Source organism: Streptomyces sp. WM6386, from assembly GCF_000972385.1.
GTDB lineage: Bacteria > Actinomycetota > Actinomycetes > Streptomycetales > Streptomycetaceae > Streptomyces.
In genome coordinates this window covers 63,635-86,307 of record NZ_JXTE01000038.1, presented here as the reverse complement: position 1 = coordinate 86,307, position 22,673 = coordinate 63,635, and the positions used below count along the sequence as shown (strand labels likewise).

Sequence of the window (22,673 nt, the reverse complement as noted above, 5' to 3'; positions counted from 1 at the left end):
CGATCCCCTGCTGTGGCGGCTGTTCCAGAGCCGTCTCGCGGTCAGGCGAACCCGACAGCGATCGGGCCTGCTTCGTCGACCTGCTGGGCAGCAACCCGGGCGGGCGGAACCTTGTCCGCGCCGCCCGGGTGCGCATCTCCTCGAACGGTGTCGTGCCGTCGGCGGGACGCTGTTTGCCGGAGCCGAGCCGTCAGACGACCATCCACTGGTGGTTCGCGCCGGTGGCGCAGGTCGACTGGTCCAGGGCCGCGCCGTTGGCGGTGGACGCCCCGGCGACCTCCAGGCACTTACCGCTGTTGACGTTGGTGAAGGTGACATAGCCGCCGATCACCGGTGTCTTCGTCCACAGCTGGTGCGAGGCACCGGTGCACGTCGACTGGACGGCCACCGCGCCGTTGGCGGTGGAGGCGCCGGCGATCTGCAGGCACTTGCCGCTGTTGACGTTGACCAGCTCGTAGTTGGAGCCCACGGCGGTGGGTACCCACTGCTGGTTGGCGCCGGAATTGCAGTTGCCGGAGTTGACCGCCGCGCCGTCCGCCGTGCTCAGGGACCAGACGTCCGCGCACTTGCCGCTGTTGCGGTTGAGCAGGTGATTGTTGGCGGCTCCGAGGGGACTCGCGAGGACGGGCCAGCCGCCCGCGAAGGTCACCTGACGGATGTCGAGGGTCTCCTGCCCGGAGTTGTCGCCGTTGTAGTAGTGGTAGGCGAGGAACTTGGACGTGCCGTCGTCGTAGGCGTCGGCGCCGCCCGCGGCCACCCTGGGGTAGGCGCCGGTGAGGATGGTGGTTCCGCCGCCGGAGGCCATGTTCGTGCCGCTCTGGTCGAGGTAGGGGCCGGTGATGCTGGTGGACCGTCCGACCACGGTGTAGTAGGTGCTGCTGGTCCCGCTGCAGCACAGGCCCTTGGAGCCGAAGAGGTAGTAGTAGCCACCGTTGAGGATGATCGTCGGGTTCTCGATGTCGATGGCGATGTGCCAGAGGTTGTTGTCGCTGGTGGACAGTTTGCCGGTGGCGGTGTCCAGGACGTGCATATAGGTGCCACTGCCGGTCCAGGAACCCCAGGAGATGTACAGCCGGCCGTCGGGGCCCCAGTCGACGTTGGGGTCTATCGGGTAGTTGACGTCCGTGACCATGCCCTGGTCCGTCCACGGGCCCTCGATGTTCGTGGCCGTGGCCAGGCCCATCACCGCGTAGTTCGTGCCCCAGAGCGAGCCGGCGTAGTACAGGTGGTACTTGCCGTTGAAGTACTTGATGTCGGGGGCCCAGATGTTCGGCGGGGTCGAGCCGAGCTTGCTGGTGATCCAGGACGGGGTCGTCCCCCAGACGTTGCCCACCTTTGTCCAGCCGGTCGCCGCGGTGCCGGCGCACGTCTTGCGGATGGTGATGGATCCGCTGGGATTGAGCGAGTCGTTCTCGAACCCGGTGGAGAAGCCGTAGTAGCAGCTGCCGACCTTGATGAGGCTCGGGTCGTGCATCCGGACGTCTCCGCTGAGTGCCTTCGCCTGGCCGGCGGTGACCAGGGCGATGACGGTCACGAGGGCGGCCAGGATCGCGGCAAGCGTGGGAGAGATACGCCGTCTGCGGATTCCGGGGTATGCGCCTCCGATGTGGTGGCTGACCATACGAGACTCCTTTGTTTCGCTGATGCGTGGGTGCGAGCGGCCGGCCGGTGTTCGGCCGTCGGCCCGCGGAGGCCCGCCGCCCTGTGCGGCCCGGTGCGTACCCGTCCCTGCACCGCCGCCCGGGCTTGGGGGTGCCCGGACGACAGTTGTCCGGAGGAGCGGCTGTGGCGTCGGTAAACGGTCCCGGCGTGGGGCGCCGGGGCCGGCTGTCATGACTTCGCGACTCCCTCGACGGTGAGAGAAGGACGGCGGGCGGGGTCTGCGGCGCGGGAGCCGACCGTGTGTTCCGGCGCAGAACCGGAGCACATGGTCAGGCCTCTGCATGGCCGGGTGCGGCTGTGGGGAGGTCGCCGCGTGGGTCGGCATGCAAGAGCTGGAAGGCAGATTGATACGCTTCAATCACTTCAGCGGTGAGAGGCTGGCATTCTCCGGGCGGAACGTCAAGGGCTCGCACGCTTATCCCGCAGGCGGCAGCGGGTCCCGTGCCGGGCGTCGCTTCTGGAGGGAGGCCCGGCGAGCGGGCCTGCCCGAGGAGCGCGGCAGTGCGTGGAGGGCAGCGGCGAACTGCCGTGACCTGCATATACGTATGGGTGTCCAGCGGGTTTGAGGGCGCGTCGGACAGCGGCGTTGGAGCGCTTTAACGCAAACGTGTATCCTGCGTCTGTTCAAACCGGCCCGGCCCCCGGCCGGGCCGAACGAGACCCAAAGGCCGAGGAGCGTCGTGGCAGCCGCAGGTCCGCGAGCAAATGGACACGCCGGTCCGAGCATGCAGGACGTCGCGAAGGCGGCGGGCGTCTCCCTCGGCACGGTTTCCAACGTCCTGAACCATCCGGCCAAGGTCAGCCCCGTGACGGCGCAGCGAGTGCGCGACGCCATCAGCCGGCTGGGATTCGTGCGCAACGATGCGGCCCGGTCGCTGGCCTCGGGGTCGAACGACAGCGTCGGCATGGTGCTCGCGGACATCGAGAACTCCCTGTTCATCGACATGGCACACGGAGCGCAGGAGGCCGCCCGCAGGGCCGGCCTCAACCTGTTGCTCGCGAACACGACATGCGACATGGGGCTCCAGGACGAGTACCTGGACGTTTTCGACGAGGCCCGGGTGACCGGCGTGCTGCTGGCCCCCATGGAGGACTCCACCGACGGCATCGCCCGGATGCGCTCGCACGGACGCCAGATCGTGCTCCTCAACTTCTCTCCGAAACCGGGCACTTGCTGCTCGGTGCTGGTCAACAACGAGCACGTGGGATATCTCGCGGCGCGCCACCTCATCGACACCGGACGCACCAGGCTGGCGTACGTGGTCGCGCACGACGACTACCAGCCCGTGCGTGACCGGCGCAGAGGGGTGCACGCGGCGGTCGAGGAGGCCGGTGCCCGCGTGACGCTGGAGGAGATCGACAGCGTCGGCCTGACCACGGCGCACGGGCACCTGGTCGGCAAGGCGCTCGCCGGGCGGGAGCCCGGCGACCTGCCCGACGGCCTCGTCGTCGTCGCCGACGAACTGGCCAACGGCATCATCCACGAACTGCACACGGTGGCGGGGATCGGCGTACCCGACCAGGTGGCTGTCGTCGGGTGCGAGAACAACCGGACGGCCGGTTCCGCGGCCGTGCCCCTGACCGCGGTGGACCTGCCGGGGCGGGCGATGGGCCGGGAAGCGATGCGGTTGCTGATGGACGAGGTGGCCTCGGGCGCGCAGCACCGGCATGCCACCGTCGTACTCGAACCCGAGTTGGTCGTCCGCGCCAGCACGCCGCGCTGAGTCCGTAGTCCGCAGCCGTCACCGCCTCTGACGGGCTCGCCTCCGGCGTGCCCGATTCCCGGCGTTGTGCACACATCGCGATTCGGAAATACCGGCGAATCATCCTTGACATGGCCGCGTAGTGGGCCGTAGGTTCCGGGGCAACATTGAAGCGCTTCAATGCGCTGTGCACCGCGAGGAGCAACCCCGTGCACCACACCCTCAAGCCCCGCACCCTTGCCGTCCTGGCAACCACCACCTCCGCCGGTCTTCTGCTGAGCGCCTGCGGTGGCACGAACTCGTCGAGCAGCGGCGCCACGGAATACTCGCTCACCATCAACGACGACAACCACATCGTGCAGCAGGAGCTCAAGTCCCTGAGCACCGGCGCCTGCAAGACGCAGAACACGGCTCTGCCGCTGAAGATCCAGACGCTGCCGATCAGCAACGTCGACCAGAAGGTGCAGCTTCTCGCCGGCCAGAACGCGCTGCCGGTGCAGTTCGCGGCCGGCGGCACTCCGGCGCTGACCAAGACCCTGGACAAGGCAGGGCAGGTCCTCGACCTGGAGAAGACGCTCAAGGATCTCGGGGTGTGGGACGACATCCAGCCGGCCGCCGTCAAGACGGTGGAGAACCTGTACGGCAAGTTCAACGTGATGCCGTACCAGTTCAACATCGAGGGCATCTGGTTCAACAAGAAGCTCCTCGCCGCCCACGACATCGCTGTCCCGACCACGTACGACGAACTGGTCGCGGCGGCGGCGAAGCTGAAGAAGGCAGACGTCATCCCCTTCTCCGCCGCCGGCAAGGAGGGCTGGCCCCTCACTCGTCTCGTCAGCAGCTACCTCTACCGTGAACTGGGCCCCGACGCCCTGCAGGCGGTCGCGGACGGCAAGGCCAAGCTGACCGATCCCGCGTACGTCAAGGCCGCCCAGGCCATCGCCGACCTCGGCAAGGCGGGCTACTTCGGCAAGGGCGTCGGATCGATCGACTACGACACCGCGGCGCAGCAGTTCCTGACCGGCAAGGCCGCCATGTTCTACATGGGCAGCTGGGCGCTGGGCGACCTCAACGACAAGACCAAGAACAAGGTCGGAGCCGCCAACGTCGGCTTCATGCCGTTCCCGACCGTGTCCGGCGGCAAGGGGTCCGCGGACCAGATCCCGGCCAACGTCGGCCTCCCGGTCGCCGTCTCGGCCAAGGCGTACAACTCCGAGGTCGGCGACTGGCTCGCCTGCACCGCCAAGAACTACGGCGCCGCCTCGCTCAAGGAGCAGGGCACGGTCTCCGGGTTCAAGCCCAACGGCGACACCGGCACACTGCCGGCGCTCACACAGACGGTCCAGGACACCATCACGAAGACCACGACCAGCACCCTGTGGTTCGAGGCACTGTTCAACACCAAGGCGACCGCGACCAGCCAGACCAACGCCGCGCCACTGGTCACCGGATCCCTCTCCGCGAAGGACTTCATGGCCAAGGTCCAGGCGGACCTCGACAACGGCTGACCCGTCCGAACCACCGCCGCCATCAGCCGTACCGACCCCTTCGAAAGAGCCGTCATGCGTTCAGTTCTGGGAGATCGCCGCGCCCTCGCCATCCTGCTGGGACCGGCCTTGCTCGTCTACACACTGGTGATGCTGGTGCCGATGGGCTGGTCCCTGGGATACACCTTCTTCAAAGGGAACGTCATCGAGGGGTTCACCTTCGACGGCTTCGGCAACTTCGAGAAGCTGTGGCACGATCCGCAGGCGCACTCGGCGCTGTGGTTCACCTTCAAGTACGGGGTCGTCGTCAGCGTCGGGCAGGTGCTCTGCGGCTACCTGCTCGCCCTGCTCTACGTGTTCGTCCTGCGCAAGTCGTCCGCGCTCATCCGCACCCTGGTGTTCTTCCCGGTCATCCTTCCCACGGTCGCCGTGGCCCTGATGTTCCAGAAACTCTTCGCCGTCGCGCCGCAGAACGGCCTGGCCAACACCGCCATCGAAGCGCTGGGCATCCACCACGGGGACTGGTTCGCCGGCGGCGGCGGGGCCTTCCTCGTCCTGGTGGTCATGGATGTGTGGCGCTCCATGGGCTTCTACGGCGTGCTGATCTACGCGGGACTGCTCGACATCCCCGAGGAGACCCTCGAGTCGGCGCGGCTGGACGGCGCCACGGGATGGCGGCTGATCCGGCACATCGTCCTGCCGCTGTCCTGGCCGGTGGTGCTGGCGTCAGCCGTGTTCAGCATCAACGGCACGCTCAAGGTGTTCGACTCGGTCCTGGCCCTGACCAACGGCGGGCCGGGCAGCGACACGACACCCCTGACGCTGTACATGTTCCGCACCGCGTTCTCCTACGGCGACTACGGCTACGGCAGCACCATCGCCTCGCTGCTCACCGTCGTCTGCCTGGGCGTGTCCCTCATCATCTTCCGCTTCTCGCGACGCGACCTGACCAAGGGCTGAACCCCCATGACCGACACCCTGACAGCGCCGCCGCGGGGACGCCTGACCCGCCCGCCGAAGACCTCCCTCCCCAGACGCCGCCACGCCCGGCGTCTGGTGCGCAACGCACTCGTGGCCCTGCTGCTGGTGATCGAGGTGGCACCGCTGCTGTGGCTGCTGCTGAGCTCCTTCAAGACCCAGTCCGAGTTCGTCAACGACCCCGCCTGGTCGCTCCCCGAGAGCTGGGGCCTGCACAACTACACCGAGGCGTGGTCGACCGGACACGTCGCCCTGTACATCCGCAACAGCCTCCTGGCCACTGTGCCCTCCCTCGCGCTCATCATCCTGCTCGGCGTCGCCGCCGGCTTCGCCCTGGAGGTGATGGTCTGGCGCGGACGCCAAAAGGTCCTGCTGGCCTTCCTCCTCGGCATCATGGTGCCGAGCCAGATGATCCTGCTGCCGCTGTTCCGGATCTACTTCCAGGCGGGACTGTCCGGGACACTGTGGCCGCTCATCCTCACCTACACCGCGGCCGGTCTTCCGCTGACCGTCTTCATGATGGCCACCTACTTCCGCTCGATCCCGCGCGAGGTGTTCGAAGCCGCCACCCTGGACGGGGCGAGCATCCTTGGAGCCTTCTGGCGGATCGCCTTCCCGATGGTCCGCAACGCCGTCTTCACCGTGGGGCTCGTGCAGTTCTTCTTCATCTGGAACGACCTGCTCATCTCACTCACCTTCACCACCGACGACGACCTGCGCACCATCCAGGTCGGCCTGCTCAACTTCACCGGGCAGTACGGCGAGACGGCCTACGGACCGCTGTTCGCCGCGATCAGCATCAACGTGGTCGGCGCCCTGTTCCTGTACCTCCTCATCAACCAGCGCATCATCAAGGGCCTGACCGCCGGGGCGGTGAAGGGATGAACCACGCGTCGAGTCCAGTGGTCGCGACACCGACCGCGGAACATCACCGGGAGCCGTTCGGCATCGGTGAGTCACAACCGCGGATCTCGTGGAAGACCATCGCGCCGGCCGGCTGGAGCCAGCAGGCGTATCAGATCGAGATCGCGCGCGCCGACGGCACGCACCTCACCGACTGGATCGTCTCCGCAGACTCCGTCCTCGTCGACTGGCCGGACCGGCCACTGACGTCGCGCGAGCCCGCCGAGATACGCGTCCGGGTCCGAGGAGACGACGCCACCGCCGGCGACTGGAGCCCGGCCCTGCGTCTGGAGACGGGACTGCTGGAGCCGGCGGACTGGAGCGCGCACGCCGTCTCCCCGCAACGCCGGCCACTGGAGCGGCTCGACGGCGAGCGGCGCCCACCGCTGCTGCGCAAGGACTTCCAGACCGGCGCGGAGGTGGAGCGCGCGCGGCTGTACGTCACCGCCCACGGCCTGTACGAGATCGAGATCAACGGCCGCCGGGTCGGCGACCACACGCTCGCCCCCGGCTGGACCAGCTACGACCACCGGCTGCGCTACCAGACCCACGACGTCACGGAACACCTGCGCGCCGGCGACAACACCATCGGCGCATGGCTGGCCGACGGCTGGTACCGCGGACGGCTGGGCTTCGGCGGCGGCCATCGCGATCTCTACGGCGACCGACTCGCCCTCATCGCCCAACTCGAGATCGTCCACCGCGACGGAACCCGCACCACCATCAACACCGACAGCTCGTGGCGAGCGGCCCACGGCCCGATCGTGTCCTCCGGCCTGCTCGATGGCGAGACGTACGACGCCCGGGACGAACAGCCGGGCTGGTCCAGTCCCGGATTCGGCGCCGGCGACTGGGCACCGGTCGACATCGTCCCCCGCGATCCACGCACGCTGGTCGCCCCCACCGGACCGCCGGTGCGCTGCACCGAGGAGATCGCACCGGCCCAGGTGACCGTCCTGGACGCCGACCGTCTCCTGGTGGACTTCGGACAGAACCTCGTCGGCAGGATCCGTATCAGCGTGACCGGCCCGGCCGGACACACGGTCGTCATCCGTCATGCCGAGGTGCTCCAGAACGGAGAGCTGTGCGTCCGCCCCCTGCGCGACGCCCTCTCCACCGACCGCTACGTCCTGCGGGGCGGGGACCGGGAGACGTGGGAGCCGCGCTTCACCATCCACGGATTCCGCTACGCCGAGATCACCGGCTGGCGCGGCGGCGACCCCCGCCGTGACATCGTGGCCCGCGTCCACCACACCGACATGGCCAGGACCGGCTGGTTCGCCTGCTCCAACGACCAGGTGAACCGGCTCCACGAGAACATCGTGTGGAGTCTGCGCGGCAACTTCGTCGACCTGCCCACCGACTGCCCGCAACGTGACGAACGGCTCGGCTGGACCGGCGACATCCAGGTCTTCGCGCCCACCGCCGCCTTCCTGTACGACTGCCACGGGATGCTCGCTTCCTGGCTGCGCGACGTCGCCGTGGAGCAACACGAAGACGGCACCGTGCCCTGGTACGTACCGGCCATCCCCGGCGGCCCGCAGTGGACACCCGCCCGACCCGGTGCGGGCTGGGGCGACGTGGTGACACTGACCCCGTGGGCGCTCTACCAGGACTCCGGCGACACCGGGCTGCTGGCCGCCCAGTACGACAGCGCACGCCGCTGGGTCGACCTCCTCTCCGAGCTCGCGGGCCCCTCGGACCTGTGGAACGACAGCTACCAGCTCGGCGACTGGCTCGACCCGTCCGCACCCCCGGAGGACCCCGGCGCCGGCCGCACCGACCGCCACCTCATCGCCACCGCCTACTACGCCTGGTCCGCGCGGCACACGGCGTGGACCGCCGGCGTCCTCGGCCTCGACGAGGACCGTCAACGCTACGAGGAGCTCGCTCACCGGGTGCGCCGGGCCTTCATCGACGCCTACGTACTGCCCTCCGGCCTGATGACCAGCGACACCCAGACCGCCTACGCCATCGCCCTCCAGTTCGACCTGCTTCCCGACCCGGCAGCCCGCACCACGGCAGGAGACCGCCTGGCCGAACTGGTCGCCGCAGGAGGACACACCATCCAGACCGGCTTCATCGGCACCCCCCTCGTCACACCCGCACTCAGCGCCACCCACCACACCGACACCGCCTACACCCTGCTCCTCCAACAGGACTGCCCCTCCTGGCTGTACGCGCTGAAGCACGACGCCACGACCATCTGGGAACGCTGGGACAGCATGCTCCCCGACGGCACCGTCAACCCGGGCGAGATGACCTCCTTCAACCACTACGCCCTCGGCGCGGTCGCCCAGTGGCTGCACACCACGGTCGCCGGCCTGACCGCCGCCGCACCCGGCTACCGCGACATCGTCTTCCGTCCACGACCGGGCGGCGGCATCACCTGGGCCGACGCCGCCCACGAGTCCCCGTACGGACGCGTGGCCATCCGCTGGGAGCTGCACGCCTCGGGCATGGAGGTGCACACCACGGTGCCCACCGGCACCACAGCACGGATCGAGTGGCCGGACGGGGACCTGACCACCTTGACGGCCGGCACCACCACGACATGGCGACCGCAGCACCACACCGAACGGGCGTGATGGCCACGCCCACGCAGAGCGCCCCTCAACACCCTTGCGTCGAGGGGTCCGGCCGGTTCGGCCGGGCCGGGCCGGGCACGGATTACGTAAGATCGTCACGGAAATGTCCCCGACGGCCGCGTGGTCATGGGGAGTTAGGTGGCGATGTGACTCCGCTGGTGAGCCGGGCGACAGAACTGGAACTTCTGGACTCGGTGCTCGACCGGACACTCGGCGAGGACGGCGGTTGCTCCGTCGTGGACCTCGCCGGGACCGCAGGCATCGGCAAGAGCCGGTTGATGGCCGAGTTCTGCCGGCGGGCGCAGGCCCGGGGGATGACGGTACTGCGCGGCCGGGCCACCGAGTACGAACAGCACATCCCTTACCAGCCGTTCAGCGACGCACTCGCCGACCACGACATGGAGCTGACGGATCCGGGTGCCAAGGACGCGCGCGGCGACCGGTTCGGTCTGCAGCGCTCCATCGCGAAGCTGCTCGTACGGATCGCCCGGTCCGGCCCCGGCCCCGGTCTCGTCGTGGCGTTGGACGATCTGCACTGGGCGGACCCGGCATCCCTGGAGCTCCTCGACCACGTCGTCCGCCACCCCCCGAACGCCCCCGTCGTGATCGTCGTGGCCCGTCGCGACCGCCAGACCACGGCCTCCCTGGACGCCGCGCTCACCCGGGGCATCGACATGGGTACGGTGCTGCGGCTGAACCTCGGCCCCCTCGCCGAGCGGGCGTGCGTCGAGGTCCTGGCCCCCGGACTGGCACCCGGCATGCAGCCTGGCCGGGCCGCCGAGCTGTACGCCGCCAGCGACGGCAATCCGCTGTACTTCCTCGCCCTCCTCCAGGCCGGACAAGCAGGACGCGACGCGGGGCAGGACACACCACCGCACTCAGCCGGACTCGGCTCCGTCCTGCTGGACGAACTGACCCCGCTGACCGCGTCAGAGCGCCGTACCGCCGAGGCGGTGGCCGTCCTCGGCGACCGTGGCAGCACCGCCCTGCTCACCATGGTGACCGGCCGGGACGAGGCCGAAGTCACCGCGGACCTGGGAGCACTGACCGACCGTGACCTCCTGCGCCCCGGGCCGGGCGGGCGGTGGGCACTGCGCCACCCCGTGCTACGAGCTGTCGTGCACGAGAGCACCCACCCCCTGGAACGTGTGCGCATGCACCGCCTCGCCGCGGACGCGCTGGCCGCCGCGGGAGCTCCCGCAAGCGAACGCGCCCACCACGTCGAGCAGTCACTGACCGGCTGGGACCCGCAGGCCGTCGCCGTACTGTCCGAAGCGGCCGAGCGCTCCGCCGCCACCGCACCCGCGAGCAGCGCCCACTGGCTCGGCGTCGCCCTCACCCACCTGCCCGACCAGCCCCAACACGCCACGCTGCGCCGCGATCTGATGCTGCGACGGGCCCGTGCCCTCGGAGTATGCGGAGGACTGCGGGAGAGCCGGGACCTGCTGCATGAGGTGATCGCCATGTCACCGCCCGACGAGGCGGGGGCACCACGAAGCGTGCGGGCCTCTGCCGTGGCACTGTGCGCGGTGATGGAGCGTTACCTGGGGCGGTACGCCGAGGCGGTTGCCCTGCTGCGCCGCGAGCTCGCCCGGACACCGGGCCCGTCCGACGCCGACACGGTAGAACTCGGCCTGGAACTCGGATCGTCCGCGCCGCATGCCACCGCCTACCCCCAGGTGCGTGCCGACCTGGCCGGCACCCTCGACCTGGCTCGGGCGCTGGGCGATGAGGTCGCCCAGGCGGGCGCCCTCGGGGTTGCGGCTCTCGGGGAGACGTACGAAGGCAACATGGGTGCCGCGCGGGAGACAAGCGATCGGGCCGCCGCCCTGGTCGACGCCCTTACCGATCACGACCTCGCGGGACTGTGCGAGCCGCTGGCCCGGCTCGGCTGGGCCGAGGCGTTCCTGGAGCGGTACGCCGATGCCGAACGGCACGCCGATCGCGGCCTGGCCATCGCCCGGCGCGGCGGCCGGCTCTACGTCCTGCCGCACCTGCTGCTGTGCAAGGCATATGTTCAACTCCAGACCCTGCGCCTGGACTCGGCCAGGGAACTCGCGGACGAGGCCGAGACGATCGCCCGTGGCATCGGCAGCGACGAACTGCTGGCCTTCGTCCTCACCAACAAGGCCTATACCCAGATGTTCGCCCTCGTGCCCGGCGACCAGGCCGCACTGGCGGTGGCCGAGGAAGCCGTCGCCGCTTCAGGTACGCGTACCAACTGGTGGGCGTCCATCGCCTGGTGCGTGCTCGCCCAGGCGGCGATGCACGCGGGTGATCCGCAGCGCGCCCGGGCCGCGGTCCTGCGTGGCGGAGGCGACGACCTGAACGCGCTCCACCCGTCCATGCGCCCGCTCATCCTGGAGATCCTCGTCAACTCGGCCATCATGACCGGCGACACGGCAGCCGCCGCGACCTGGGCGGAGCGGGCCCGCAAGGAGGCGGAGCAGCTCAACCTGCCGTCGCAGCAGGCCTCGGCGCTGCGCAGCACCGCCCACTGTCTGGCTGCCGGCGGCGACACGGCAGCGGCCGCCGAACTGTTCGAGGAGGCCGTGGACAAGGCGGCCCGCGGGGGAGCGGTGCTGTGGGAAGCGTTCAGCCTGCTGTTCGGCGCACCCCTGATCGCCGCCGGCAATCCGGACCGCGCCCGCGCCATGTGGACACGCGCCCGACAGCTCGCCGAGACCGGTGGTGCACGTCAACTGACCGGCCTGGCCGACGCGTTCCACCCCCTCGTGCACGACGTGCCCCCGGCCCGGCCTCCGGCCCCGGACCCGGGCCTGTCCGCCCGCGAACGCGAGATCGCCGCGCTGGTCGCCGACGGTCTGACCACCCCAGCCATCGCCGCCCGACTCTTCCTCAGCCCCCGCACAGTCGAGTCTCACCTCAGCCGCATCTACCGCAAGACCGGCGTCACTTCACGAGCCGCCCTCGCCGTCCTCCAGACCAGGCTCGAGCTGCGCGACACGACGACCGGAACCACCGGGCCCACCTGATCTTCTCCGTCAACGTCTTGATGGCCGGTCAGTCAGAGGTACGGAAGACGGCTTCTCCTTCCCACAGGCGAGAGAAGAGTTCGCCCGGGTTCAGCGATGCTTCGTCATCGTCGTCCTTGGTGAACACCTCGTCCACCAGGAGGGTGCGCAGGTACTCCTGCACGCCCTCGCCGTACCCCTGCTGGTAGTCGTCGTTGTCGAAGTGATGCTCCGCTTCCACATGGGCCTGTACATCGTGGTCGTCCGAGATGACCAGGCGTCCCCGGATGGTGCGTGCCTCCAGGGTGTGGTCGTTGTAGCAGCCGTAGACGATGTCCGCCTCGATGTCGCCGCTGACATGCATGTCGCCATCGGTGTACACCGCCTGGGCCGTCACGTCTCCGCCGACGACGATGCCCGAGGCCGGGCGCGAGTCCGCCAGACAGCCCTCGACCGTCAGGGAGCCGGTGACCACGAAGGAGCGCATCACCTGAAGGTTTCCCTCGACGACGAGGTCGCCGTGGTGGAAGAAGGGAGTACGCACTTCCTGCTCGCCCACCAGGGTCCGGGCTGTGCCCGTGGCGCCGAGGACTCTGCGGCAGAGCTCCAGTACCCACACGAAACCGTCGGGGCCGCAGTTGCGTTTCAGCACGTCGACGAAGTGCTGGTAGCTGTCGTATGTCTCGTCCACGTGCCGTTGCAGCCCGGGGTTGTCCTCGCCTTCGGCGCGCAGTTCCGCTGCGGCCCGGCGTACCGCGTGCATGTCGATGGGCAGTGGTCCGCCCTCGGTGCGGGGGTAGCGGACGTGCGCGGGTGCCCCTGCCGCTTCCAGCATGGGCACGATCTGCGACCGGGCACGTCGTTGATGGTCGTTGTGATGGTCCAGGCGCAGTGCGATACCCAGCGGGGTCTGTCCGAGTTGGTTGACGGCAGCGGTGTCGGCGCCGCGCTGGAGCAGGAGTTCCACCAGTTGAGGCTGGGCCGAGCTCACGGTGGCGTGCAGGGGGGTGTTGCCGAGCCTGTCGGTGTCCGCCGTCGGTGCGCCGTGATCGAGGAGGAAGGCGTAGACCGGGGTGGCGGTGGTGCTGTGGTGCGCGAACGAACCGCCCATGACGTCCCCGCAGGGTCCGTCGAGAAGGGCGCCGTGCTCGACCAGGAGATCCAGTACCGCCACCGACCGGTCGACGGCGGCTTGCGGCGCGGTGCTGTTGAGCAGCACGGCCCGGGCGGCGGGCGTGACCCCGATCCGGTCGCGGGCGTGCACATCCGCACCCGACTCCAGCAGAGCACGCACCACTTCCAGCGACGGCAGCGGGTCCCTGTCCTGGTAAGGGGCTTGGACCGCCCGGTGCAAGGGGGTGGCCCCCTGCTCATCAGGCGCTGACACCTCGGCGCCCTCGGCCAGCAGGGCGCGGATCCTCGCAACCTGCTCCAGAGGCCGAGCGCCGTGCGCAGGCCTGACCGCGCGAAAGAGGTCGTCGTCCGTTCCCGTCATGGCCAGGACCGTAGCCGAGGACTACGACGATCCGGGCCGGTGATGACGCCGGCGGCGAAGGTTAGGTATCCGGTTGCGTGGTTTCACTGATCAACCCTCGACTCGCCCCGGGAAGCCCCGGCGTCCGCGTCCCCGCTTGAAGGCTGGTCTGCGAACTCCGTCGGGTGCGCTGCCCGGATTTGGTCCCATGTCGTCGCGGGGCACTGACCCTGGGGACTGACTGTCAGGAACTTTTCGTACGGCACCTCGCGCAGAGGGACGCCGATCTCCGTCCAGTGGTCCTTGCCGGAGACTTCGTCCCATCCGACGTTGGGCATCCGGATGTGGTCGCGTCGCGCGTCCTTGTTCTGGCTGGTGATCTGCAGGACGCCGGCATGGTGCTCGTGGCAGGTCACCACGATGCAGTAGTGCTGGGATTCCTCCCCGGTTCCTTCGCGGTACGGGACCATGGCCAGCCATATCTCGCCCGGCTCCGGCATGGTCGGCCGGCCCGCACTGCCGGGCCTGTCCGCGGACTGCCGGCCCCGGGGTGGCAGGGCCGGACGCCTGCGGCCCCACCACCGCACGACGAGGAAGAACACCATGGCCGTGAGCCCCGCCGCCGGGACCTCCAGCATCGAGGTGACCATCCACTTCGCGTAGGGATCCGCCGGCTCCTCCATCGTGGCGCGCAACGCCCCGGGCTCCACCTGGGACCGGATCAGAGCCACCGCTGCCGCGCAGAGACCGAGCAGCACGGCGGTACGGGCAAGAAGCAGCCACCACCGGAAGGACTGGCCGCGGCCGGCCACCCAGGCCACAACGACCGCGGTCAGCAGGGATATCCCCGCCAGGATCGGTAGCACAGCTCCCTCGACGTGCTGCGGAGGCGACTGCGCGGCCATGAGCCCGGGAACGACGACCGGAACCAGGAGGAGGTATCCGACCAGGTACCACTTGAACAGGAGCGCAACTGTCAGAAGACATGACTGCTCACGACGACGGCGCACAGACCCCCCAAACCGCACATGATCAAAGAAAGTGAACGCCGGACACTCAGCCTGCGGCCGCCTCGACCTTGGAGATCTGAGCGGACAGCACTTCATCAGGCAGCTCGGCCGTGTAGTGGCCGAAGGCCACCACGGTGGCTCCGCTGCTTACCACCGTGGTCCAGATCGGGATCGAGCCCGCCGCGGACGTCTTGTACGCCACCGCCTCGTCGCCCGCGTCCGGTGCGTCGGCCGCCGCGACGGCGTGGTACCCGCCGTTCTCATACCCCGCGCAATCCTTCGCCGCTGTTCTCAGCTGCGCGAGGACGCGCTCGGCACCGGCCTGCTCAAGGGCGAAGAGTTTGATCTCCACGCCGATCTGGTCGCCGGACTGTCCCGCTGGCGAAGACCCCACGGCAACGCTGTACCGGAACGCCTTCGCCCGCGGTGCGAGCTTGCCCACGGCGATGTTCAACAGCGGCTGGCACTTGGCCGGGGAAATCCTCTTCGCAGCGCCCTCGGGAGCGGGCATACCCGCCATCTCCTCAGACATCTGAAACTCGCTCAGATCCGCATCGACCAGGACAGCGGACTGCAACTGAGCGTCGCTCAGCGCCTTGGCCGACGCCTGGGGCTCAGCCGACGCCCGGGGCTTCTCACCCTCCGCAGCTGCGGAAGTCGACACGGCAGCCTGGGAGCCCGTTTCCTCCGTCGTGACGCCGGAGGCCTCGCTCCCACCGCCACACGCGCTCAGCACCGTCAACGAAAGCCCCCACACAGCCGCCGCAGCGCACCGTACCCGCACCGTTCACCCGCGTTCTCTCCACTCGGTCACCCCGGAGGCGTCCGGGGCCCGGTGGCAACGCTTCCGCACGCTCGGTCCGAGGACTTCGGTGAAAGTACGCAATCGCCTACCTAACTCGTGAGCTGGGGACTCCTTGCACCCGGCCCGGATCCGCAGACCGTCTAGCCTGGGCCGGTGAGCACTCCCACCTCGCTGTTGCGGGCCTTTCGGCCTCAAGTCCAAGAGCGCCTCTACGACTTCTACGAAGAGCTGCGGAACGCCGACGACCTGTACTGGGACCGCACCCTGCGTGCGTGGGTGGCGACCGGGCACGCCGTGGTCAGTAAGGCGGCCGGTGACCCGGGGCTCTCCTCGGTGCGCTATCCCGACATCGAGGCCGTCCCGGAGGAACTGCGGCCTCTGGCCAGGGTTCTGAGCCGGCAGATGCTCTACAACGACGCTCCCGACCACCCCCGGCTACGGGCACTGATCAGCAAGGCCTTCTCTCCTCGGGCAGTGCAGACACTGCGCGGCCGGATCGTCGAAGCCGTCGACCGGATCATCACCCATGCGGCGCCTACCGGGCGGATGGACATCGTCGCGGACCTCGCCCGCCCTCTGCCTCTCACCATCATCTGCGACCTCCTCGACGTACCGCAGCAGGATCGCGCGGCCCTCGCCTCCTGGTCCGAGCCGATCGCCGAGGCCATAGGCAACTCCCGGCTGGATGCCGACCGCAACCGCGAGGCCTCGCAGAGCATGACGGACATGCTCGCCTACTTCCGCGAACTCCTCATCCGCCACGACGCCCCGCCGGCCCCCCACACCCTGCGCGCCCTGGTGGGCGCACAGGCCGAGACCACCGACCAGGACCTCGACGAACTCCTCGCCAACTGCGCCCTGCTCCTGATCGCCGGCCACGAGACCACCACCCACTTCATCGGCAACGCCACCCTCGCCCTGCTCCGCCACCCGCACGCGGCCGACCAACTGCGCGGCCGGCCCGATCTGATGCCCGCCGCGGTCGAGGAACTCCTGCGCTACGACGCCCCGGTACAGCTGATGCTGCGCCGGGCGCGCCGCGACCTGGAGTTGGCCGGCCGCACCATCGCCGAAGGACAGACGGTGCTCCTGGTGGGCGGCGCCGCGAACCGGGATCCGGCGGTGTTTCCCGATCCCCATCTGCTGGACTTCGAACGGCCCGGCGGACGGCACATGGCGTTCGGACACGGTCCGCACTTCTGCCTCGGCGCGGCCCTGGCCCGGCTGGAAGGCGCGATCGTCCTGGAAGCACTCCTGACCCGGCTCCCCGACCTGCGGCTCGACGGCGCCGCCCCACAGTGGCAACGCAGCCTCAACTTCCGCGGACTCACCCGCCTCGACGTCGCCTTCACACCGCCGTCGGCCGACCACGACAGCGGCACCCAGGCCGTCCCGGCCACCAGTTCCCCGTACGGCGTCGCCTCCGTGACGCATGCCGGCGTCTGCCCCGTCAGCTCGGGGCCCGGTCGCGTCGCGGGCACCTGACCGCGGCCCGGCGATCGTTGAGCGCCCGCTTGACCTGGGAAGACGCCCCCGAACCCGAACCGGCCGCGGACACCCAGTCGCAGCGCGGCGGACGCCCCGTCGTAGAGGAGTTGGCCGTGTTCCAAGCGGGGAATGACCGGCAAGTACACCAGCCCAACGACCGGTTGGACGCCCTCCGCGGAGGCTGTCTCACGAGTCGAGCCGAGCCGTCGGGGGTTGCTGGGCGGGGAACGGGGCGGCTGATATGAGCGAGGGGATGGCGTGGATCGCCGGCGGCTGGCTGCTCGCGTTCGCCGGGTTCAACGCGGCGCTGTTCGTGTCCCTCCGGAAGCGCACGCGGTCCGAGCGGCTGTTCCTCAAGGAGGGCGAGGGCGCGGAGGTGGACCCGATCCAGGCGGCCTGGTGGCTCGGCGCCTCCTGGGAGAACGCGCCGGCACAGCAGGAGCCGTACGCCGCCGCGGTGGCCGTACGCCTGCTGATCGCGGCCGGAGACGCCGAGGTCGACAAAGAGGGTCGGGTCACCCCGACACCCGGGCGGTCCCGAACACTCGCGGACCCGGTTCTCGCGGCACTCGTGGCCGGCCTGCGCCGGCACGGGAGCGCCACGGTCCTGCAGCTCCGCACCGATCCGCGCTTCAAGAGGTTCCGGACGGTCCTGGAGACGCGTCGCGCGCCCCTGCGGGAACGGTTCGGCAGATACCGCGTGCCTGCTGTGACCGCTGCCTTCACGGTGGCGTTCGGCATGTCCATGCACGCGATGATCGCGCGCCACGGGGTGCCGGGGCTGCCCGACCAGGACCCGGGGTGGTGGACGACCGTGTGGATGGCGGTGTGGGCCGTCCTGGCGTCTCTCGCGGGGCTGTGGCCGCCGGAGATGTCCCGACCCTGGCCCCGCTTCACCCGCCGCTGTCGCGCCGCCGTCTCGCAGGCGCTGGCGCACGAGAGCTGGGAGACCAGTTTCAGGGTCTCGCGGGCCGTGTTCTCTGCGCCCGGTCGGCGCAAGGGGAAGTCCGGTGCGGGCCGCCGCAGGCCCTCGCAGTCACCCCGCTCCCGCAAGGGACCGGCAGACGTCGACGACGACCTCGGCGATCTGGCGGACGTGGACACGCACAGCGGCGGTGACGGAGGCGACTTCGGGGGCGGTGACTTCGGGGGCGGCGACTGACGTGGCGAGCATGCCCTGGCCCCAGGCAGGGCGGCCGCCCCGCCAGGGGACTGCACCATCCGCTGCCGGGGGCCTGTCCAGGACAGCGCCGACACCGTGAGCACAGCAGCCACACCATGATGCTGGTACAGCGGGATCAGCCGACAGGTGTACTCCCCGTGGTACCGCCGCTCACATCGGCGGTCAGCAGGACACCACGCTGATGGGCGGGACGTAGAGCGCGGACAGCACTCCGTCTCCGGCCACCTCGGTCGGGACGGGGGTTGTCGTATCCGTGAGCTCCAAGTCGCTCGGCAGGAGTCGCGGAGGAATATCTTCGCCGAGGTAGAGGACCGAAAGTGAGCCCTGGCAGTCGGAGCCCCCCGGCGGCGCGGTGTCGGGGACTCGGCCGTCCTGCAGGCCGGCCTTGAGGGAGGTCACGCCGATCGGCGTGTAGTCGTACTCGTAGAAGGCCGGGCTGACGACAGTCGCCTCCCTCGTCCTCTCGAACTCGACCCAGTAGCGGGCGAGCTTTACCGTGACCGCCCTGCAAGGCCTCTGGATCGCCTCCGGGGTGAAGTTCAGGCCGGAGGAGTCCAGGGTCAAACCCTTGGACTGGTATGCGCCGCTGCTGCTGGGCAGTTCCTTGAGATACGCGGTCAGCTTTTCGACGCTCATGCCGGTGGTCTTCACGCACTTCGCGGGCGCGTCCGTCGTCGGGCTCGGCATCGGAGTGGTCGGGTCGGGAGCGGCCGTGTAGTGAGCGAGCTCGGACGGGGAAGCGCTTCGAGTTGCCTGGGCGGTCGGCTTGTCCTCCGAACACCCCGAGACTGCGAGCAGCGCTGCCACGCCAGCGGCCGGTATGAAGAACGTGCGTGCGCTTCTCATGGGTTCCCCCGCCTGCTTCGAGACTGCTTCCCTCACCGGGCGGACCTGCGGAGCCGGATGAGGAGGTCCACCAGCGAGTCGGTTCGGGAACGGAGCCGTGTGCTCACAAGCAATCGACCATGCTGCCTGCCACAGCGTCACACGCGCCGCCGCCCCTCGCACGCACCGCGTGCCTCTTGCGGTGAAAGCCCGTAGAGGATTGCGTAGTTCTACTGAAGGCTGCCGGCCTGATCGCACTGGCCAACGCCAGCATCGCCACGTCCGTCGACCGAGGTGACACCGCCATCGTCACCAGCCTGGTCCTGGTGACTCGCGTGCTCGGCTTCGCCGTGGGTGTCCAGGCCGGCGGCGCGATCCTCACCGCCGCCACCCCCCGGGTCGGATGTCCGGCCGAATCGGCCTTCGTGCCCGGCTTCGCCATCGCCGGCGCAGGGCCGCGGCACTCTACGCGGTGAGGGACAACGACGACGTGCACGCCTTCCTGAACTTCGCCCATCCACAACCGCCGTACGACGCGTTCCGCAACCCGCAAGCCCAACGGGACCTGGTCGCCGCGGTCTTCGCCGCGCTCGTCGGCGCCTACATTTTCGCCGACTCCCTGGTCGACCGGAACCACACCGCAGGCCTTGCCGCCTACGAGTACACCATCCGTGAGTTCGTGCCGATGAACCAGGATCAGGTGGGCGAGGGCGATGCCACGCTCGTCCCCTCCACCGCTCGGGGCCCTGGCACAGCGCAACGACATGCTGCGCAGCCTCAGCGTCATGCCGTCCGGTCAGGGGCCGACCGGCCCATTCCGCCCTCACCCTGCCCGAGTTCATGCCCGTGACGTGAGCGGGCTGACGTCTGGCCGAGTGCCTACGCGAAGTGCTTCATGGGAAGGGCGTTGCGTGATCCGCGTGTCCGGTCCGGTGGCCGTCGGTCAGCCAATCGGCAGCCCTCTGTTTTCAAGCCAGGTGCGAGCGATGAAGTACAGGGTTGGATCATCTGTCTCTTTGGCCGATTTCATTGCACGTTGGACAGTGCGTGCCGAATCCGTGAGCAATCCCGCATTGAGGAGAGCCTGAGCCAGTGAGAGAATCGATGAAATGTGATCGTTCGGGCGATTCGTGGAAGTTATCACCCGCTCGGCTCTTCTGGATACGGCGATTACGTTGTCTGTTTGCTGCAGGCGGATGAAAATGTGCATCAACATTTCCAACGCTCGGATCAAAGTGTGTGGTTCTCCCTCTTCTGCGAGAAGGAAATAGGCCTGCTGCGCCGCGCTTACTGCATCCTCGTGATCTCCTATGGCGGTGTGCGACCAGGCAAGGTTAGTGAGTGCTAGGCCCAGTTCATGTGGTCTGTTGAGTTCGGTGAGGATGGCCACTGCCTTTTGGTAGTTGGCAACGGCTGACGGATAATTGCCCATGTCGTGATATTTCGTGCCGATACCACTCGCGCTCTTTGCCTCGGTCAGGCGGTCTCCGATGCGTGCGGCGGCTTCCATGGCAAATAGATAGGCGCGTTCCATGTCATAGTGCTCAGGAGTTTTGAGTCCGGGTGCTGCTACGGGGATCTCCTCAGCCACCGAAAGCAGCATCGCACACACATTATTCCAGTCAGGAGAATGCGGCGCGTTCTGCTGCGGGAAGGCGTTCAGCGCGGCCTCAAGTGATCTGACGGAGGAGCCAGGCCGGCCCAGCCGGATCATTTCTCTTCCCCGTAGGGCCCAGGAAAGCGCTTGTAACCGAGCGTCGCCGCCGTGACTGCAGATTATGGCGGCTTCTCGGAGAGCTTCTGAACCTGTCAGTTCGTGCGAGTTCGTTCCTGAGAACACTCGGTATATTTCATGGAGCAATGGAATTGCGGTGATCCGAGATGCGGGACTCAACAACTCGACGGCACCCTGGGTGACTTTGAGTAGCTCTCTCAGCGTTGCGCATTCCCAAGCCGGGCTGGGCGGCGGATATCTTCTGAACGGTTCTACGCCGAAGTCCAAGAGGCGTTCGAACTCTGTGGTCTCGCGCCCTGCCTGTTGGCGGCCCGTTGCTCCCAGGGACCAGGCCAGGCCCGCCAGCGCCCACGGATTTCTGTCGGTGCCGTAAAGGCTTCCGGAGGCAGCCACAACCCTGGTGGATGTTTCCAACAGTTCCGCGGTCTGGTTGCGGTAGCGCTGCAGCCTCATAAGCGCTTCCAGCATCCGCAGAGCGCTCTTGCTGTCATCGAAGGTGAGCGCCATCGCGATTGCCGCCTGCAGGTTGGGTTGCTCCTGGTCGAACCACTCCAGGGCGCGCTGCACAGCGTCGCGGCTCGCGGATGGGACGCGCAGGGCCTCGCCGGCGTCCGCCCCTTTGAACGTGTAGTGAGCCACAATCCGATTGGCTGGCGCGGCCTGATCGTCAGCCCATTTCACCAAGAGGTCAAGCGCGTAGGCGCGGATCAAGTCGTGCTGCCGCCACTTACTCCCGCCTGCGTGCTCGATCACATGTGCGCGCGCCAACTCGTAGATCAATGGCCTGGCCTGATGTGTGGCAACGCCCAGAAGCTGTGCGGCAGTTTCGACGCTGAAGTGCGGACCGGGATTGACTGGCAGAAGCCGGAAGAGCCGGGCCTGATCCTCGGTCAGACGGAGGTACGACAGGTCGAATGCGGCGCGTACAGCGCGCTCCCCGTCGTCCAGCAAGTCGAGTCTGCTGTATGCCTTTGCCAGATCGTCGGCGAGTTGGGCGGGCGACAGGAAGAGGTCGCCCGCCAGGAGGGCGGCGACAATGTGCAGAGCCAACGGAAGACGTCCGCAGAGTTGGCACAGTCGCCGGGTGGCTTCCGGAGCATCGCTGATGCGCGTGTCCCGCGCGGACACCAAATTCAGTTGACGATCGATCAGGGCCATCGCATCGTCCTGCGCGAGGATTCCGAGATCCAGCGCATGTGAACCCCGCACCGTCAGGGTGTGGCGTGAGGTGACCAGCACGCGGTGCTTGCGGGAGCGCGGTAACAGATCGGCTATCTGGTCCGTTGTGGACGCGTTGTCCAGCACGAGGAGAACAGCGCGGTCCTCCATGGCTCGATCCGCCAGAAGCCGATGATATTGCGTTGCCTGTGCCTCGGGTCCCGCCTGGACGGATTGTTCCCTGTCCAGAGCATGAAGCATGGGCGTATACACGAGCTGCGGGCGGATCCGATCGTCCGGGTTCGGAGCGTACCCGTCGAGATCCACGAAAACGGCGCCACCCGGAAACCAGCCACGTGAGACCGCCTCCGCGGCGGCCACTCGGGCAAGCGCCGTCTTGCCGATACCGGCCAGCCCGGCCACGGCCGAGACCACCACCAACCCGGACGCATCCTTCTCCGGATCCAGGATCGCGAGCACCGCATCCACCTCGGTGTCGCGGCCGACGAATACCTCCGTGACTGTCTCTTCAGCCGGAAGGACGCGCTCCACCAGGACGACTTTGTCTGCGGATCCCATGTGGTGATGCACGTCATTCACTACCAGGTCGCGACCAGCCTGGAGAACCTTGCCGCCCGAGGCGGCCGAAGCGGACTGGCGGGCGGCAAGGAGTGCCTGCCCTTCTTCCACGGTCACTGA

14 protein-coding genes and 2 pseudogenes are annotated in these 22,673 nt (G+C 68.5%); 10 read left to right on the top strand and 6 right to left on the bottom strand.

The window, feature by feature from the left end:
• Positions 1–190: 190 nt before the first annotated feature.
• Complete coding sequence (locus tag TN53_RS23295; RefSeq protein ID WP_046260540.1) at positions 191–1,621, bottom strand: family 43 glycosylhydrolase; 1,431 nt, start codon at positions 1,619–1,621, stop codon at positions 191–193.
• Positions 1,622–2,387: 766 nt separating this feature from the next.
• Here TN53_RS23295 and TN53_RS23290 point away from each other — a divergent pair.
• The 6 genes from TN53_RS23290 to TN53_RS23265 all read left to right on the top strand — a co-directional run bounded on the left by TN53_RS23290 (position 2,388) and on the right by TN53_RS23265 (position 12,317).
• The gene (locus TN53_RS23290; protein WP_046260539.1) at positions 2,388–3,386 is read left to right on the top strand and encodes a LacI family DNA-binding transcriptional regulator; all 999 of its coding nucleotides are present in this window, start codon (positions 2,388–2,390) and stop codon (positions 3,384–3,386) included.
• A 188-nt stretch (positions 3,387–3,574) separates the two neighbouring features.
• Positions 3,575–4,873, top strand: a complete 1,299-nt coding sequence (locus TN53_RS23285; protein ID WP_046260538.1) for an ABC transporter substrate-binding protein — start codon at positions 3,575–3,577, stop codon at positions 4,871–4,873.
• Between the two features lie 54 nt (positions 4,874–4,927).
• Positions 4,928–5,812, top strand: coding sequence for a carbohydrate ABC transporter permease (locus TN53_RS23280; protein WP_046260537.1), 885 nt, complete (start codon positions 4,928–4,930; stop codon positions 5,810–5,812).
• A gap of 6 nt (positions 5,813–5,818) precedes the next feature.
• Positions 5,819–6,715 carry a carbohydrate ABC transporter permease gene (locus tag TN53_RS23275; protein ID WP_046260536.1) on the top strand — a complete coding sequence of 299 codons (897 nt, stop codon included), beginning with the start codon at positions 5,819–5,821 and terminating at the stop codon, positions 6,713–6,715.
• The gene (locus TN53_RS23270) at positions 6,712–9,321 is read left to right on the top strand and encodes an alpha-L-rhamnosidase (protein ID WP_046260535.1); all 2,610 of its coding nucleotides are present in this window, start codon (positions 6,712–6,714) and stop codon (positions 9,319–9,321) included. The genes TN53_RS23275 and TN53_RS23270 overlap by 4 nt, the downstream gene beginning before the upstream one ends.
• A gap of 146 nt (positions 9,322–9,467) precedes the next feature.
• A complete protein-coding gene (locus TN53_RS23265) occupies positions 9,468–12,317 on the top strand; it encodes an ATP-binding protein (protein WP_234441681.1) in 2,850 nt (949 codons plus the stop codon).
• Positions 12,318–12,345: 28 nt separating this feature from the next.
• Here the strand turns inward: TN53_RS23265 and TN53_RS23260 are convergent, their stop codons facing one another.
• The 3 genes from TN53_RS23260 to TN53_RS23250 form a co-directional block, all read right to left on the bottom strand.
• Positions 12,346–13,791 (bottom strand): ankyrin repeat domain-containing protein, encoded by a 1,446-nt coding sequence (locus TN53_RS23260; protein ID WP_095046673.1) that lies wholly within the window; start codon positions 13,789–13,791, stop codon positions 12,346–12,348.
• Positions 13,792–13,874: 83 nt separating this feature from the next.
• The gene (locus TN53_RS44200; protein WP_159038180.1) at positions 13,875–14,636 is read right to left on the bottom strand and encodes a hypothetical protein; all 762 of its coding nucleotides are present in this window, start codon (positions 14,634–14,636) and stop codon (positions 13,875–13,877) included.
• 190 nt (positions 14,637–14,826) lie between these two features.
• Positions 14,827–15,522 (bottom strand): hypothetical protein, encoded by a 696-nt coding sequence (locus TN53_RS23250; RefSeq protein ID WP_159038179.1) that lies wholly within the window; start codon positions 15,520–15,522, stop codon positions 14,827–14,829.
• Positions 15,523–15,738: 216 nt separating this feature from the next.
• On the opposite strand from TN53_RS23250, the gene TN53_RS23245 reads away from it, so the two are divergent.
• Entirely contained in the window at positions 15,739–17,070 is a 1,332-nt protein-coding gene (locus TN53_RS23245; protein WP_046260533.1) for a cytochrome P450, read from the top strand.
• Between the two features lie 244 nt (positions 17,071–17,314).
• Positions 17,315–18,235, top strand: coding sequence for a hypothetical protein (locus tag TN53_RS23240; RefSeq protein WP_159038178.1), 921 nt, complete (start codon positions 17,315–17,317; stop codon positions 18,233–18,235).
• A 183-nt stretch (positions 18,236–18,418) separates the two neighbouring features.
• On the opposite strand, the gene TN53_RS23235 is transcribed toward TN53_RS23240, so the two are convergent.
• Positions 18,419–19,138 (bottom strand): hypothetical protein, encoded by a 720-nt coding sequence (locus TN53_RS23235; RefSeq protein ID WP_159038177.1) that lies wholly within the window; start codon positions 19,136–19,138, stop codon positions 18,419–18,421.
• Positions 19,139–19,311: 173 nt separating this feature from the next.
• On the opposite strand from TN53_RS23235, the pseudogene TN53_RS45450 reads away from it, so the two are divergent.
• Together TN53_RS45450 and TN53_RS45445 are read left to right on the top strand one after the other, a co-directional pair.
• Positions 19,312–19,557: pseudogene (locus TN53_RS45450) on the top strand (MFS transporter); the annotation flags it as partial.
• Positions 19,533–19,936, top strand: a pseudogene (locus TN53_RS45445) (FAD-dependent oxidoreductase); the annotation flags it as partial. The pseudogenes TN53_RS45450 and TN53_RS45445, both read left to right, overlap by 25 nt.
• A gap of 88 nt (positions 19,937–20,024) precedes the next feature.
• On the opposite strand, the gene TN53_RS44195 reads toward TN53_RS45445, so the two are convergent.
• Positions 20,025–22,670: a tetratricopeptide repeat protein gene (locus TN53_RS44195; protein ID WP_159038176.1), complete on the bottom strand. Its 2,646-nt coding sequence runs from the start codon at positions 22,668–22,670 to the stop codon at positions 20,025–20,027.
• Positions 22,671–22,673 lie beyond the last annotated feature (3 nt).

Bases quoted from the DNA above. Each gene is read 5' to 3' on its own strand.
- TN53_RS23295 (WP_046260540.1), bottom strand. From the start codon at position 1,621: ATGGTCAGCCACCACATCGGAGGCGCATACCCCGGAATCCGCAGACGG.
- TN53_RS23290 (WP_046260539.1), top strand. From the start codon at position 2,388: ATGCAGGACGTCGCGAAGGCGGCGGGCGTCTCCCTCGGCACGGTTTCC.
- TN53_RS23280 (WP_046260537.1), top strand. From the start codon at position 4,928: ATGCGTTCAGTTCTGGGAGATCGCCGCGCCCTCGCCATCCTGCTGGGA.
- TN53_RS23275 (WP_046260536.1), top strand. From the start codon at position 5,819: ATGACCGACACCCTGACAGCGCCGCCGCGGGGACGCCTGACCCGCCCG.
- TN53_RS23270 (WP_046260535.1), top strand. From the start codon at position 6,712: ATGAACCACGCGTCGAGTCCAGTGGTCGCGACACCGACCGCGGAACAT.
- TN53_RS23260 (WP_095046673.1), bottom strand. From the start codon at position 13,791: ATGACGGGAACGGACGACGACCTCTTTCGCGCGGTCAGGCCTGCGCAC.
- TN53_RS23240 (WP_159038178.1), top strand. From the start codon at position 17,315: ATGAGCGAGGGGATGGCGTGGATCGCCGGCGGCTGGCTGCTCGCGTTC.